The sequence below is a fragment of the Pseudomonas sp. PDNC002 genome, from assembly GCF_016919445.1.
Classification (GTDB): Bacteria; Pseudomonadota; Gammaproteobacteria; order Pseudomonadales; family Pseudomonadaceae; genus Pseudomonas.
Genome location: NZ_CP070356.1, coordinates 4,624,784 through 4,640,084 on the forward strand (window position 1 = coordinate 4,624,784; position 15,301 = coordinate 4,640,084).

Annotated in this window: 13 protein-coding genes; 8 read left to right on the plus strand and 5 right to left on the minus strand. The window is 63.9% G+C overall.

Going from position 1 to position 15,301, the window contains the following annotated elements; translation table 11 throughout:
• Positions 1–22: 22 nt before the first annotated feature.
• Genes codA through codB form a run of 3 tightly spaced genes read right to left on the minus strand, consistent with a single transcriptional unit; the run spans position 23 to position 3,754 of the window.
• Positions 23–1,264, minus strand: a complete 1,242-nt coding sequence (codA, locus tag JVX91_RS20850) for a cytosine deaminase (protein ID WP_205336052.1) — start codon at positions 1,262–1,264, stop codon at positions 23–25.
• A 22-nt stretch (positions 1,265–1,286) separates the two neighbouring features.
• Positions 1,287–2,498, minus strand: coding sequence for a PucR family transcriptional regulator (locus JVX91_RS20855; protein ID WP_205336053.1), 1,212 nt, complete (start codon positions 2,496–2,498; stop codon positions 1,287–1,289).
• Complete coding sequence (gene codB, locus JVX91_RS20860; protein ID WP_205336054.1) at positions 2,495–3,754, minus strand: cytosine permease; 1,260 nt, start codon at positions 3,752–3,754, stop codon at positions 2,495–2,497. The genes JVX91_RS20855 and codB overlap by 4 nt, the downstream gene beginning before the upstream one ends.
• 473 nt (positions 3,755–4,227) lie before the next feature.
• Here codB and JVX91_RS20865 point away from each other — a divergent pair, with 473 nt between their 5' ends.
• The 5 genes from JVX91_RS20865 to JVX91_RS20885 are packed head-to-tail and all read left to right on the plus strand — an operon-like array spanning position 4,228 to position 7,667.
• The gene (locus JVX91_RS20865; RefSeq protein WP_205336055.1) at positions 4,228–5,373 is read left to right on the plus strand and encodes an amine dehydrogenase large subunit; all 1,146 of its coding nucleotides are present in this window, start codon (positions 4,228–4,230) and stop codon (positions 5,371–5,373) included.
• Between the two features lie 35 nt (positions 5,374–5,408).
• Positions 5,409–5,948: a MauE/DoxX family redox-associated membrane protein gene (locus JVX91_RS20870; protein ID WP_054910257.1), complete on the plus strand. Its 540-nt coding sequence runs from the start codon at positions 5,409–5,411 to the stop codon at positions 5,946–5,948.
• A 4-nt stretch (positions 5,949–5,952) separates the two neighbouring features.
• Complete coding sequence (mauD, locus tag JVX91_RS20875; protein ID WP_054910258.1) at positions 5,953–6,585, plus strand: methylamine dehydrogenase accessory protein MauD; 633 nt, start codon at positions 5,953–5,955, stop codon at positions 6,583–6,585.
• A 17-nt stretch (positions 6,586–6,602) separates the two neighbouring features.
• The gene (locus JVX91_RS20880; RefSeq protein WP_045217996.1) at positions 6,603–7,124 is read left to right on the plus strand and encodes a methylamine dehydrogenase light chain; all 522 of its coding nucleotides are present in this window, start codon (positions 6,603–6,605) and stop codon (positions 7,122–7,124) included.
• Positions 7,125–7,139: 15 nt separating this feature from the next.
• Entirely contained in the window at positions 7,140–7,667 is a 528-nt protein-coding gene (locus JVX91_RS20885; RefSeq protein ID WP_205336056.1) for a cytochrome C, read from the plus strand.
• Positions 7,668–7,904: 237 nt separating this feature from the next.
• On the opposite strand, the gene JVX91_RS20890 is transcribed toward JVX91_RS20885, so the two are convergent.
• On the minus strand, positions 7,905–8,948 hold the full coding sequence (locus JVX91_RS20890) for a LacI family DNA-binding transcriptional regulator (protein WP_054910259.1): 1,044 nt from the start codon (positions 8,946–8,948) through the stop codon (positions 7,905–7,907).
• A 229-nt stretch (positions 8,949–9,177) separates the two neighbouring features.
• Here JVX91_RS20890 and JVX91_RS20895 point away from each other — a divergent pair, with 229 nt between their 5' ends.
• From JVX91_RS20895 to JVX91_RS20905, 3 genes are all read left to right on the plus strand, one after another.
• Positions 9,178–9,699 carry a gluconokinase gene (locus JVX91_RS20895; protein WP_205336057.1) on the plus strand — a complete coding sequence of 174 codons (522 nt, stop codon included), beginning with the start codon at positions 9,178–9,180 and terminating at the stop codon, positions 9,697–9,699.
• A gap of 84 nt (positions 9,700–9,783) precedes the next feature.
• Complete coding sequence (locus JVX91_RS20900) at positions 9,784–11,136, plus strand: GntP family permease (RefSeq protein ID WP_205336058.1); 1,353 nt, start codon at positions 9,784–9,786, stop codon at positions 11,134–11,136.
• Positions 11,137–11,517: 381 nt separating this feature from the next.
• A complete protein-coding gene (locus tag JVX91_RS20905) occupies positions 11,518–13,143 on the plus strand; it encodes an NADP-dependent glyceraldehyde-3-phosphate dehydrogenase (protein ID WP_205336059.1) in 1,626 nt (541 codons plus the stop codon).
• Positions 13,144–13,940: 797 nt separating this feature from the next.
• Here JVX91_RS20905 and JVX91_RS20910 read toward each other — a convergent pair.
• Positions 13,941–15,116, minus strand: coding sequence for a hypothetical protein (locus JVX91_RS20910; protein ID WP_205336060.1), 1,176 nt, complete (start codon positions 15,114–15,116; stop codon positions 13,941–13,943).
• Between the last annotated feature and the right edge of the window lie 185 nt (positions 15,117–15,301).

The window sequence follows — 15,301 nt, forward strand, 5'->3', positions numbered from 1 at the left end:
TGAGCGCTGATCCGTCGCTGGATCAGCCCTCGACCAGCGCCACCTGCTCCGGCTCGCGTTTCATCAGCACGCGGCCATTGCGGATCGAGTACAGCGCCTTGGTCTGCTGGCGCACCGCTTCGTAATCGCTGTCCACGCCGAGCACCAGCATGTTCGCCGGACGGCCAGCGGCGATACCGTAGCGCGCACCCAGGTTCAGCGCGCGGGCGCTGTTGTCGGTGACCAGGTCCAGCGCGCGCTGCAGGTCGTCGAAGCCCATCATGTGGCAGATGTGCAGGCCGGCATCCAGCACGCGCAGGATGTTGCCGTTGCCCAGCGGGTACCACGGGTCCTTGATCGAATCCTGGCCGAAGCAGACGTTCATGCCGGCGCGGTCGATCTCGGCCACGCGGGTCACGCCGCGGCGTTTCGGGAAGGTGTCGAAGCGGCCCTGCAGGTGGATGCTCTCGGTCGGGCAGGAGACGAAGTTGATGCCCGAGCGCTTGAGCAGGCGGAACAACTTGGAGCAGTAGGCGTTGTCGTAGGAACCCATGGCCGTGGTGTGGCTGGCGGTGACGCGGCCGCCCATGCCGCGCACGCGGGCTTCCTCGGCGAGCACTTCGAGGAAGCGCGAGTTCGGGTCGTCGGTTTCGTCGCAATGCACGTCCACCAGGCAACCGGTGCGCTCGGCCAGGTCCATCAGGAACTTGATCGAGCTGACGCCCTGCTCGCGGGTGTTCTCGAAGTGCGGGATGCCGCCGACCACGTCCGCGCCGAGGCGGATCGCCTCTTCCATCAACTCCCGGCCGCCCTCGTAGGACTCGATGCCTTCCTGCGGGAAAGCGACGATCTGCAGGTCCACCAGGTGCCGCGCCTCTTCGCGGACTTCCACCATGGCCTTGAGCGCCGCCAGGGTCGGATCGGTCACGTCGACGTGGGTGCGCACGTGCTGGATGCCATGGGCGGCCAGCATGCGGATGGTGGTGTGGGCGCGGGACTTGGTGTCTTCGTGGGTGATGGTTTCCTTGCGCTGAGCCCAGCGCTCGATGCCCTCGAACAGCGTGCCGCTCATGTTCCATTCCGGCTCGCCGGCGGTCAGGGTGGCGTCGAGGTGAATGTGCGGCTCCACCAGCGGGGCAATGGCCAGGTTGCCATGGGCGTCGATGTCGTCGCCGCTGGCGGCGATGGTGCCGGCCTGCTGGACGACTTCGGCGATGACGTCGCCTTCGCAGCGGATGGTGAACAGGCCGGTCTGCTTGCGCAGGGAGGCGTTGATGATTTTCATGGGATCAAAGGTCCTCTTCAGGCTATTCGTGGCGCGGCGCGCTGGACATGCGCCAGATGAGCAGCGCCACGGAGGTATTCAGGCGGAATTGCGCGTCGTCCAGGGACTGGCCGCTGAGGGCCTCGATGCGCGCAATCCGCTGGTTCAGGGTATTGCGATGGATGCCCAGGCGCTGTGCCGCCTTGAGCGCGTTGCCGCCTTCCTGGACCAGCGCGTCGAGCGTCTCGATCAGCAAGTGCGGCTGTTTGCGGCCCGCATCGTTGAGCGGGCCGAGGGTGTCCTTCATGAACTGCTCGATCACCGCGCGATCGGGGATCGCCCGCAGCAGGCGCAGCACGCCCAGCTCACGGTAGTCGCAGACGCCGCCCGGCGCCTGCATGCCTTCGGCGACATCCAGCGCCTGGCGGGCTTCGAGCAGCGCGCGGGGATATTCCGCGCAGGAATCGGCGCGGGCAGATAACCCGAGGTAGGCACGCAGCGGAGCCAGCTCCTGTTGCAGCTCGGCGGCCAGGGCGTGCAGTTCGGCGCGTTCGGCATCAGCCAGCAGCAGGACGAACAGATCGCCCTGGATCACCACCGGCAGGCGCTCGGGGCGCTCCTGCTGCCAGCTTTCCAGATGGTCGAGCAGTCGCTGGCGGGTTAGCTGCAGTGCGCGCTCGGCCTCTTCCGGTTCGTGCTGCTGGAATAGTCTGTCGACGCCGGATAGCCGCAGCGCCACCAAACGGCGCGGGGCTTCCAGCGGCAACTCCAGGTGTTGCGCACGGCGACGGACAATCTCCAGGCTGGGGAAATCGCCGCTCAGCAACTGGCCGAGGATGTCCCGGCGCGACGTCTTCACCTGGGTCAACTGTACCAGCGCCGTGCCGATCAGGTGGGTCACGATGACCATCTTCAAAGCATAGGGCTGCTCGATCAGCGGAAGCCCTTCGGCCTCGGCCAGCAGCACCACGGACTCGGGAATGCGCTGGATGAACTCGTCGCCGGTAAGGATGACGATGCCGGCGATGCCGCTGGCGACGCCTTCGCACACCAGCTGCAGTAGGTTGGCTTCGTCACGGGTGTGGTTGATGCCGGTGACGAACACCAGCTCACCGCCCATCACCCAGTCGGCGATGCCGACGTTCTCCGCCACATAGGACCAGCGCACGCTGCGATGCACATTGCGCGCGCCGGCCCGCAGCGCGAGGCTTTCCAGCCCCGGCAAACGGAGGATTTCCTCGACGCTCAGGCTCAAGCGCGCGGCTCGGCCACCGGCGCGCGGGCGCGGGTGACTTCGGTGAGGACGATGTAGCAGATGGCCGAGGCGGCGATGCCCACCAGCGGTGCGATCCACGGCGAGGCGTAGGCCAGGCCCGCACCGACGGCGTAGGACACCAGGCCGGAGACGTTGAACGCCGGGATGTGGGTGCCCACCAGCGCCGGGTATTCACCGCGGTTGCGGTACCAGTAGTCCGCCATGATCACGCCGCCCAGCGGCGGGATGATCGAGCCCAGCAGCACCAGGAACGGGATCAGCCACTCGTACATGCCGCCGATGGCCAGGATGATGCCGATACCGGCGGCCAGCAGGGTCATGGTGCGGCGGCGCTCGCTGCGCACCAGGTGGCAGGCGGCGGCGGAGACGTTGTAGATGGTCGGACCCTGGATGGTCCACAGGTTCAGGCAGAGCATGATCACCGCGGCGAAGGACAGGCCCTGCAGCACCATCACTTCGACGATGTCGGCGTTCTGGTAGACGATCGCGCACCAGGCGCCGGCGACGATCATCAGGCCGTTGCCGATGAGGAAGGCGACCACGCTGGCGATCACCGCGATGCGCCCGCTGCGGGCCATGCGCGTCCAGTTGGTGGCCTGGGTCGCGCCGCTGGCGAAGGTGCCGAAGACCATGGTCACGGCGGCGGAGAAGGTCAGCGTCTGGCTCGGCTCCTTCGCCAGCAGGCCGCTCCAGCCGCCGGCGTAGTTGGTGGCGATGACCATCGAGGCCACCAGCAGGATGAACATCAGCGGCACCGATACGCGGGACATGATGTCCAGCCCCTTGAAGCCGATGATCGCGGTGATCGAGAACAGCAGGCCGAACACCACCATCAGCGGAATATTCAGCCACTCGGGCAGGCTCAGCATCTTCACCAGCACGATGGCCACGGTGGCGGTGCCCCAGGCGTACCAGCCCAGTTCGGCGAAGCCGAGGAGGAAGTCGGACAGCTTGCTGCCGCGCTCGCCGAAGCAGAAGCGCCCCATCAGCACGGTGTTCAGGCCACTGCGCGAGGCGATCAGGCCCAGGGCGGCGGCGTAGATGGCGAGCAGCACGTTGCCGATGAAGGCGACCCAGAGCATGTCGACGAAGTCGAAGGCCATGCCGATCTTGCCGCCGGCGAACATGGTGCCGGTGAAGAAGGTGAAGCTGAACAGCACCATGGCGATGGGCAGCAGGCCTTTGCGCCCTTCCCTGGGCGTCGCGCTCAGGGGGAACTCACTGGGGGAACTCATCGAGGCTTTTTTCATCGGGGGGCATTCCGCGAGGATTGGTTGAGGACTCCCGGCCAACGCAAATAGCGGGCCGGAAAAGCCAATCAGGAACGACGCGGAAATTTTGAGCATGACGAACATTGTGAACTGTTCACAATGCACACTTCCGATGGGTGTAACGGCGTTTCAAGATAGCTCAAATGTGCATTGTGCGGATTTTCGGGGCACGATGCAGCTTTTTTGCACCAAAACCTGACCAAGCCTTGATTCAGGTTCGTACCGTTCGGCGGAATTCCCCTCTCCAGGTACGATGGCCGTCTGCACTTTCTCCCTGCGACACCCTGTCACCCCCAGACAAGGAAATGGCACGGACAACAAGTCCGGTACACCCCGACACAGGCAGACTCTCCTCAATCTTCCGTCCGTCATCCACTCCCCGTGGCTGGCGGACAAGCCACGAAAAGCCCGCCAACACAAGAATAGGGAGTAACCCAATGAGCGTCGCCAGGTTCCTCGCTCCATCGGTCCTCGCGCTGGGCACCTGCCTCGCGATGAGCGCAGCCCACGCCGAGCTGCCGACCGAGAGCATCGGTGAGACCGTCTTGCCGTTCCCGCCCTCGCCGCACCGTGCGTACATCGTCGACGTGGAGTTCGAGAACTTCATCGCCGGCCGCGTCACCGTGGTCGACCCCGAGCAGAAGAAGATGCTCGGCATGGTCAGCACCGGCTTCGTCGCTCCGTCCACCCTGAGCCATGACGCCAAGACCCTGTACTCCGCCGACACCTTCTACTCCCGCGGCACCCGCGGCGTGCGCACCGACGTGCTGACCGCCTGGGACACCTCGAACCTGCGTCCGAAGTGGGAAGTGGAAATCCCGGCCAAGCGCGCCTCGATCCTGACCCAGAAGTACGCCCTGGGCGCGAGCTCCGACGACCGCTTCGTCTACGTCTACAACTTCACCCCGTCCACCTCGATCACCGTGGTCGACACGCAAGAGAAAAAGGTTGCCAGCGAAATCGCCATCAGCGGCTGCGTGCTCAACTACCCGGTGGGCAAGCGCAGCTTCGCCTCGCTGTGCGGTGACGGCCAGTTGCAGATCACCAGGATCGGCGACGACGGCAAGGAAGTCGGCCGCAGCCAGACTCCCTTCTTCGATCCGAACAAAGAGAAGCTCAACGAACGCGGCCTGGCCGTGGGCGAGACCTACTTCTTCGTGACCACCGACGGCATGGTCAAGCCAGTGGACGTCTCCGGCGACAAGCCGAAGATGCTGCCGAGCTGGTCGCTGACCACCGACGAAGAGCGCAAGAAAGGCTGGGGCACCGGCGGCTGGCAGCTGATGGCCGTAGCGCCCAAGCTGAACCGCATGTACGTGCTGATGCATGAAGAGCACAGCGCCGGCAAATGGGAAGACCCGAGCCCGTTCATCTGGGTCTACGACCTGAAGACCCAGAAGAAGATCGCCACCCTGGAAGCACCCAAGCCGGTGTGGAGCCTGCACGCCACCACCGACGACAAGCCGCTGCTGCTGGGCACCGACATCGAAGGCGGCCTGCAGATCTTCGACCTGAAGACCGGCAAGTACAACGGCAGCATGGACAAGATCGCCAAGACGCCGATCCTGGTCCTGAGCCACTAAGCCTTTTTAGCAAGTCATCCCTGAGAGGTACGGATATGTTTTCCGATCCGATCCTGATCATCGCCAGTGCGGTGGCCGTTGCGGTGCTGCTCGCCAGCGCCGCCAGCCACAAGCTGCGCGCGCCGATGCGCTTCGCCCGCCAGGTCGAAGACTACGGCCTGCTGCCGGCCTCGCTGGTCGGCCCGGTGGCCCGCGTGCTGCCGGTGGTCGAGGGCGTCATCGCCTTCGCCCTGCTGGTGCCGGCGAGCCGTCATGTGGCGGCCCTGGCCGCCACGGCGCTGATCCTGTTCTATGCCGGTGCTATCGGCATCAACCTCTGGCGCGGTCGTCGTGATATCGACTGCGGTTGCTCCGGCCCCGGCCAGATGCAACCGCTGCGCCCGGTCCTGCTGCTGCGCAACGCAATCATCGCGGCGCTCGCCCTGCTGGCCGCCAGCGCTCCACAGGCTCGCGAGCTGGGCGTGTTCGACGCCTTCGTGATCCTCGCGGCCAGCGCCGTCACCCTGCTCCTGTATGCCGCGGCGGACAGCCTGCTGGCGAACCATCCCCGTCTGCTCAAACTCATCGGAAGGTGAACAAATGGAAGGCCTGATCGTTTCCAACATTCTTCTCTGGGTGCTGCTCATCGCCCTCGCCTTCACCGTGATGGCGCTGGTGCGCCAGATCGGCGTCCTGCATGGCCGCATCGCTCCGGCCGGCGCGCTGATGGTCGACAAGGGCGTGGCCGTCAACGAGCCCGCGCCGAAAGTCACCGCCGCCGACCGCCACGGTCGCCCGGTCAACTTCGGTTATGAAGGCGAGCGCGGCCAGCTGCTGTTCTTCCTCTCGCCGACCTGCCCGATCTGCAAATCGTTGCTGCCGGCGATCAAATCCATCGCCAAGGACAAGGCCGGCGAGCTGGAAGTGATCTACGTCAGCGACGGCGACATGGCCGCCCAGCAGGCGCTGATCGCCGAGCACGGCCTGGAAAAAGCCGCCTACGTGGTCGGCCCGGAAGTCGGCATGACCTACCAGATCGGCAAGCTGCCCTACGCCGCGCTGATCGACAGCAAGGGCGTACTGCGCGCCAAGGGCCTGGTGAACTCCCGCGAGCACCTGGACAGCCTGTTCGAGGTCGAGCACCTGGGCAGCGCCACCCTGCAGCAGTACATGAATGGCCACAGCCACAACGGCGTGCACACCCACGACGCCAGCCACGGCCACAGCCACTGATCACGGAGAGAACAAGAATGAAATTCCTCGACAACCTGTTCGAGCGCTCCTCCCGCCAGGTGGCCAACGTCACCTCGCGGCGCAAGCTGCTGGGCCGCTTCGGCTCGCTGCTGGTGGCCGGCGCGGCGCTGCCGATCATCCTGCCGATCGACCGCACCTCCAAGGCGCTCGCCGCCGAGGCGCCGAAGGCCGGCGACCCGGGTGATCCGAACAGCTGCGACTACTGGCGCTACTGCTCCATCGACGGCTTCCTCTGCACCTGCTGCGGCGGCACCACCACCTCCTGCCCGCCCGGCACCGATGCTTCCCAGGTGACCTGGATCGGCACCTGCCGCAACCCGGCAGACGGCAAGGACTACATCATTTCCTACAACGACTGCTGCGGTAAGCACAGCTGCTCCCAGTGCGCCTGTACCCGCAACGAGAGCGAGGAACCGCTGTACCGTCCGTTCAACAACAACGACGTCAACTGGTGCCTGGGCGCGGAATCGCGCATCTACAACTGCACCGTCACCATTATCCGCGGCGTCGCGGTCTGAGTCCGGAGAAGTCCCATGCGTAGTCTCGTTGTCGGCGCCCTGCTCTGCAGCCTGGTCGCCCCCATTGCCCAGGCCCGCGCGATCCCCGATCCGCACCAGCGCCCGGCGCCCGGCAACGAGGCGGAGCAGAAGCCGATCTCCCAGCTCAGCTACACCCCCGCCACCAACTACCAGTTGCAGTGCGCCGGCTGCCACCTCACCGAAGGCAGCGGCAGCAAGGCCAACGACACGCCGCGCCTGCACGGCTTCGTCGGCAACTTCCTGAAGGTGGATGGGGGCCGGCAATTCCTCGTGCGCGTGCCGGGCATGTCGCAGTCCGCGCTGAACGACGCGCAACTGGCCGACCTGCTCAACTGGCTGCTGCGCAAGGAAGGCATGGCTGGCGACAGCATGCCCGCCGAGTTCAAGCCGTACACCGCCGAGGAAGTGAAGGCCACGCGCTACCAGGCCCTGATGAACCTGCCCGGCACCCGTGCCGGCTTGATCCAGGAAATGCGCAAGCAGGGCATCACCATCACCGATGGGATGAGCGATGCGTATTGAGTGATTGCTCCGGCGGCTTGCCCGCCGAACTGTTTTGCCTCCGCATTCAGCCCGCCGCTCCAGCGGGCTTTTTTATGCGCGACGGATTTGCAGGGGGTATCTGGCACCACCGGAGCGAGCACCGACTCTTCGCGGACAAGGTCCGCTCCTACGAAAAGTCATCGGCGACGAGGCCGACCTGTAGGAGCGGACCTTGTCCGCGAAAAGCGCCTGTAGGGCGCTCTCCTCAAGGCAACCTCAACTGCTCTCCCGCACCATCAACTCGAACCCCAGGTCCATCACCGGTTCGCTCACCGGCTTGTCGTTGATCAGGTCGAGCAGTCGCTCCGCAGCATGGGTGCCAATAGCCTTGCGTGGTGTGCGAATGCTGGACAGGCGCGGCACCATGAATTCCGAGCTGGGCAGGTCGTTGAAGCCCAGCACCGCCACCTGCTCGGGGATGCGGATGCCGTGGCGCATGGCTTCCAGCAGCGCACCGTGCGCCAGGTCGTCGTTGCCGAAGAAGATGCCCTCGACCTGCGGCTGGCTGGCCAGCAACTGGCGAAACAGCTCGCCGCCAAGGCCCACCGAAGAGGGACGCGGCGTGAGGATTTCCAGCGCAGGGTCGTAGCAGCCAGCCTGCTGCAGCGCGCGGCGATAACCCTCGCCGCGCAGCAGCGTGCGCTGGTCCAGCTGCGCGCCGATGTAGGCCAGGCGTTTGCGGCCGCTCTTGAGCAGATGCTTGGCCGCCGCCTCCCCCGCACGAATCTGCGAGAAGCCCACGCAATGCAGCCCGGCGCCAGGGTCGAGGTCCATCATGTAGACGCTCGGCACGCCGCTCGCCTCGATCATCCGTCGTGCGCTTTCCGTGCGATCGAAGCCGGTCAGCAGCAACCCGCGCGGCTGATAGGAGAGGTAGTTGCGCAGCAGGTTCTCTTCTTCGTCACGGGAGTAGTGGTAGTTGCCGATCAGCACTTCGAGGCCGCGTGGGTGCATCACCGCGTGAATGGCTTCGAGGGTTTCGATGAACAACTGGTTCGCCAGCGACGGCACCAACACCACGATGTTGTGGCTCTGCTTGGAAGCCAGCGCGCGGGCGGCGGGGTTGGCGACGTAGCCCAGTTCGCTGGCCGCCTGTCGGACCTTTTCCGCCAGCTCCTCGGCCACCGTGCTCACCCCGCGCAGGGCCCGCGAAGCGGTGATCGGGCTTACTCCGGCGCGGCGCGCTACTTCATCCAGTGTCGGTCGGCCGGTCGTTCGGGAGCTTTTGTCGTTCTTCTTGTCATTCTTCTTGACGGTCATCGGGCATATTGCCAAATAAAAATCGAGGCACTAAGGTAGCGCTGTCTTGCGACCAGGGCAATTGCCTGAGACCAGCTCCGCTGGCCCTCGCCCGCCGGTCCCTTGCTCGTCATCAGAGCACCGCCGAAACCGCCGAGACAGACCGACTAGAATGACAAGAATACGGAGGCAGCCGATGCTTTTCGTTGCGCCCAACAAAGATAGCGCTGTCTCAGTAATGGGGCTTTCCATGACCACCTCCATCGATGCCGTTCTCATCATGGGCGTCTCCGGATGCGGCAAATCCAGCGTCGGCGAGGCGCTTTGCCTGCGCAACGGCGCGTTCGCCATCGAAGGCGACTCCTTCCACCCCGCCGCCAACATCGAGAAGATGAGCGCCGGCATTCCGCTCACCGATGAAGACCGCGCCGGTTGGCTCGATACCCTCGCCGCCGAACTGCAAAAGGCCATCGCCGCCGGCCAGCGTCCGGTGCTCACCTGCTCCGCGCTCAAGCTCATCTACCGCGAACGCCTGCGCCGCGCGGTGCCCGGCCTGGGCGTGGTGTTTTTGGAGCTGACCCGTGACGCCGCCGCCGAGCGCGTCGCCACCCGCCCCGGTCACTTCATGCCGGCCAGCCTGATCGACAGCCAGTTCGCCGCCCTCGAACCGCCACTGAGCGAACCGCTGACCCTGCACCTGGATGCCACGCGCCCGGTCGACGACCTGGCCGAAGCCGCGCACCTGTGGTGGCGACAGCATTCCAGCGACTGACCTCGATAGCGCCTGCCCGCTCAAGATAGCGCTATCTCAACCTAAAGCCGCTCCGGCACACAACGACAACAACAGGAGAGCCCCATGCTCGGCATGTCCCACGAGACCTATCTGCTGCTGGACGCGGTGGTCACCATCATCGGCCTGATCCTGCTGATCACCCGTTTCAAGATCCATCCCTTCGTCGCCCTGATCATCGCCGCCGGCTTCCTCGGCCTGACCTCCGGCATGCCCGTGGCGACCATCGTCAAATCCTTCCAGGACGGCTTCGGCGGCGTGCTCGGCTTCGTCGGCATCATCCTTGCGCTGGGCACCATGCTCGGCAAGATGATGGCCGAGTCCGGCGGCGCCGATCAGATCGCCCGCACGCTGATCCAGGCCTTCGGCAAGCAGCGCGTGCACTGGGCGATGATGTTCGCCGCCTTCCTGGTCGGCATCCCGCTGTTCTTCGAGATCGGCTTCATCCTGCTAGTGCCGCTGGTGTTCATCGTCGCCCGGCGCAGCGGTGTTTCGCTGATCAAGATCGGCATCCCGCTGCTCGCCGGCCTCTCCGCCGTGCACGGCCTGGTGCCGCCACACCCGGGCCCGCTGCTGGCCATCGGCGTGTTCGGCGCGGACATCGGCAAGACCATCTTCTACGGCCTGCTGGTCGCCCTGCCTACCGCCGCCATTGCCGGTCCGATCTTCGGCGCCTGGATCTCGAAGATGATTCCCGGCCAGCCGAATGAAGAGCTGGTGGCGCAGATTGCCCACGAGCCGGACACCAGCAACCTGCCCAGCTTCGGCGCCACCCTGTTCACCGTGCTGCTGCCGGTGTTCCTGATGCTGCTGAAGACCTTCGCCGACGTCATGCTCGCCGATGGCCACGTGGTACGCGCCTGGCTGGACATGATCGGCCACCCGATCACCGCCCTGCTGCTGGCCCTGCTGCTGTCGCTCTACACCTTTGGCCACGCCCGCGGCTTCGACTCGAAGAAGATCCTCAAGCTGCTCGACCAGAGCCTCGCGCCCACTGCTGCCATCGTGATGATCATCGGCGCTGGCGGCGGCTTCAAACAGATGCTGGTGGCCAGCGGCGTGGGCGACGTGATCGGCCACATGGCGGTGCACGCACAGATTTCGCCGATCCTCCTGGCCTGGCTGGTCGCCGCGGTGATCCGCATCGCCACCGGCTCCGCCACCGTCGCCACCATTACCGGCGCGGGCATCGTGGTGCCAGTGATCGACCTGATCCCCGGCGTGAATCGCGAACTGCTGGTGCTCGCCACCGGCGCCGGCTCGCTGATCCTCTCCCACGTCAACGACGCCGGGTTCTGGCTGGTGAAGCAGTACTTCAACATGAGCGTGATGGAGACCTTCAAGACCTGGACGGCGATGGAGACGATCCTCTCGGTGGTTGGACTGGGGTTCATTCTGCTGCTGTCGTTGTTCGTCTGAGGCATTGATCGAGGGGTATCGCACCGATCGGTGAGTCTGTGCCGGCGACTCCCCCTCACCCCAACCCTCTCCCTCAGGGAGAGGGAGCAAATCGTGCCGGCTGACGCAAATGTTTCATCCTGCACCGGCCAGTCCCCTCTCCCTCCGGGAGAGGGTTAGGGTGAGGGTGCTCTTGAAAGCGACACCCCCTGATCCGTAGGGCGCATAACGCGGCACGCGTTATCCGCCAAACCCTGTGCACCGAGCCCGACGGCGGATAACCGCAAGCGGTTATTCGCCCTACATAGGCGCGCCCTGTACTCTCAAAGCTGAATCGATTTATCTGAATACCGCTACGATGTAAAACAGACCAGTCGCCCACCTTCCCCCGAGGGATGAGTCATGCCAGAGAACCACTCGCTCGACCATCTGTTCCCCCGCCTCACCGACATCCCCGACACCTGGCGCCCCGACGCGCCGGTCGAACAACGCGAGTACCTGGTCAACGGTGAGCTGCGCCGCTGGGACGGCCCGCTTGCGCCGGTGCGCAGCCCGATCTTCCTCGCCACCAACGAGGGCGACGAACAGGTCATCCTCGGCAGCACGCCGCTGCTCGACGCCGACGCCGCCCTCGCCGCGCTGGACGCCGCCGTGGCCGCTTACAACAACGGCCAGGGCGAATGGCCCAACCTGCGCGTGGCCGAGCGTATCGCCCACATCGAGCGCTTTCTCGTCCGCATGCGCGAGCAGCGCACCGCCGTGGTCAAGCTGCTCATGTGGGAGATCGGCAAGAACCTCAAGGACTCGGAGAAGGAGTTCGACCGCACCTGCGACTACATCGTCGACACCATCGAGGCGCTCAAGGCGCTGGACCGCCGCTCCAGCCGCTTCGAACTGGAACAGGGAACTCTGGGGCAGATCCGCCGCGTGCCGTTGGGCGTAGCGCTGTGCATGGGCCCGTACAACTACCCGCTGAACGAGACCTTTACCACCCTGATCCCGGCGCTGATCATGGGCAACACCGTGGTCTTCAAGCCCGCCAAGTTCGGCGTGCTATTGATTCGCCCGCTGCTCGAAGCCTTCCGCGACAGCTTCCCGCCGGGGGTGATCAACGTCATTTACGGACGCGGCCGCGAGACCGTCAGCGCGCTCATGGCCAGCGGCAAAGTCGACGTCTTCGCCTTCATCGGCACCCACTCCGGCGCTGCCGACCTGAAGAAACTCCACCCACGCCCGCACCGCCTGCGCGCCGCCCTCGGACTCGACGCCAAGAACCCCGGCATAGTCCTGCCCAGTGTCGACCTCGATAACGCCGTCAGTGAAGCCATTACCGGTGCCCTCTCCTTCAACGGCCAGCGCTGCACCGCGCTGAAGATCCTCTTCGTCCACGAAGACGTGCTGGAGAGTTTCCTCGACAAGTTCAGCGCCAAGCTCGCCGAACTCAAACCCGGCATGCCCTGGGAGCCGGGCGTGGCACTGACGCCGCTGCCCGAGCCGGGCAAGGTCGACTACCTGAACGACCTGCTGCAGGACGCCCTGGCCAAGGGCGCCAAGGTCATCAACGAAGGCGGCGGCGAGAGCCGCGAAAGCTTCTTCTACCCCGCCCTACTAAGCCCGGTGCGCGCCGACATGCGCATCTACAACGAAGAACAGTTCGGCCCGCTGGTCCCCGTGGTGCCCTACCGCGAGTTGGACGAAGTGATCGACTACGTCCTGCAATCCGACTACGGCCAGCAGCTCAGCCTGTTCGGCAACGACCCGGAAAAGGTCGGCCCGCTGGTAGACGCCTTCGTCAATCAGGTCGGCCGCATCAACATCAACGCCCAGTGCCAGCGCGGCCCGGACAGCTATCCCTTCAACGGCCGCAAGAACTCCGCAGAAGGCACCCTCTCTGTCCACGACGCCCTGCGCACCTTCTCCATCCGCACCCTGGTCGCCACGCGCTTCACCGACGCCAACAAGGAACTAATCAGCCGGATCATCCGCGATCGCGACTCCAACTTCCTGACCACGGATTACATTTTCTGAGGTGACTCACCGAGGGGACTGGATCAGAGTGAAGCGCAACCCTGGCTTTTCCCCTGATACCGAAGTGCCGGAAGAGCGCAGCTGACACGCCCCACTCGAATACCCCCTCTCCCTTCAGGGAGAGGGCTGGGGAGAGGGCAACGCCCAGCGCCAAACGCTCCTTGGCCGCACATACGACTCTGTAATCGCGAGCTTGCTCGCGAAGTAGCGCGCTCTAGATCCCGAGTCATTCTCGTCGCCACCCTCTCCCCGCCTTTCCTCCCGCATCAACCGAGGCACCTCACCCATCGGCACCGGTGCAAAACATGGAAGACGCCAAAGTCATTCACCAGCAGCACGACCTCCTCGCCACCACCCGTCACCAAGTGCGCTTCGCGAAAGAGATCATCATCCAGACGAAAAAGACCCGCTCGCGGATCAGATGCCCCCCCTCGCGGGCAACCAATCAGGGCTGGTTGTCGATGAGGACGCCGCACAGAGGACGGTTGTAGCGGTGGAATACGGTGGGGATGTAGACGTCGCCCATGGAACAGCGCCTATGTTGAAGAAGCCGCCATGGCCGGCGCCAAACGGGTGGATGGCAGAACCGCGCAAGGTTGGCGAACCGGCAGACCCGAAGGTCCCCCTGCACGGCCCGCCATAGCAAACAGTCGTAGACGCATTGATGCGCCACCGTCTTACGAAGCGTTACCGTGCTTATTCCTTATGTTGGATTCACGCCGCCAAACCTGTCCCCTGTCGCTTTCACAGGGGTGACGGGGCCATGAGGAAGGATTGCAGCAATCAAATATGGTCCATCAATACCTTGCCTGGACCACTTGGAGCACACACATTTCTGCTACCCGACCATTCGGTTCAGGTCGAAGCACAGTAACCCAGTGCCGCTTATTGCTTTCCGTTGACCAGGCCATGAAATACGTCGAGTCCTTATAGCGGAACGGCCAGAGGTGCCAGTAGCGAAAAGTAAAGATTGGCTTGTCATCGCTATCCCACCAAGGCGCCGAGGTACTTTTCACCTTATAAGCACGGCCATCGTCATTCTTGTCTGCCAACTCTCTCTCAGCTGTCCCAGCGAGGTCATACCAGCGGTGCGGAATAATTTGCGTCGCTGATTTCGCGAAGATGACTTCGCTACCCGTAACCCCCATCTCTGCTTCCGGCGGATCGGGAACCTCCCTATCCGCATAGACGAAGTAAATATCGCCATCCCGATAATGCATTCGCGAATGCAGTCCGATTACCGATTCTTTCGTGCCGTCGTTATCGATATCAAAACTGTATTTTTTATATTCACCCATGTACTCGTAGGAAAAAGAAGATTCTTCAGCGATAGGTTGCGCCCCAGCAGGCAGTCCGGCAGGGGAGTCGAAATTATCGCCAAGCTTCCTACTCGAAGAGCGTAAGGAAAACTGACTGCAGAAATTTTTATCGCGCGCGAAGAGTGTTACCAGAGCCCCCTCTACAGGTCGTCGCCGGTCTTTCCCAGCCGGGTACTCGATTACATCTTTCGCTTTGATAAGCGCCTTGTTCGGCGTGAACTCGCAGGGGGCTTCAGACTTGCTCGACGACTCAACATCGGATGCCGCTTTCGTGCACGTCTCAACTCCTTCGGCAGTAACGATGACACGAAGACTGCACGAACCTTCCTCGTCACATCTAAAAGGAATTCGGCTGAACACTTTCGCCTTGTCCACCCATACACTGAGCCACTTCGATGGATCCGCACCACCGGCACCATAGGGATAGGCTGCGCCCAGCCCCATTTTCGCGCGGACTATCCGTCCATTAGCGAAAGCACAATCTTGCGGAGAAGTACTGAACACATCTTCGTTATAAATCGCATAGGGAACCACTTCTGCCCGATTGCTTGCAGCATCGCAATGCATCTTGAAGTGATAATCCATGTAGTCAGCTTGCGACACGCCGACCTTGAGCAAGAACACCACGACCACCTTCAGTATCAAGCGCACCATCGACTCTCATCCCTGTGATAGATGCCCAGCGGCACGGAAAAATAACACAGTCCCTTCTCGCTCCCCGAGCACACGCCTGTGAATCAGAACGCGGTTTCTGCCAAGAAATAGAGCGATCCCGTCACCATCGGAGCCCGTGGATTCTCCGCCGCATTCGTCTGCAGTCTCCCCCGCCCTCGGCTTTG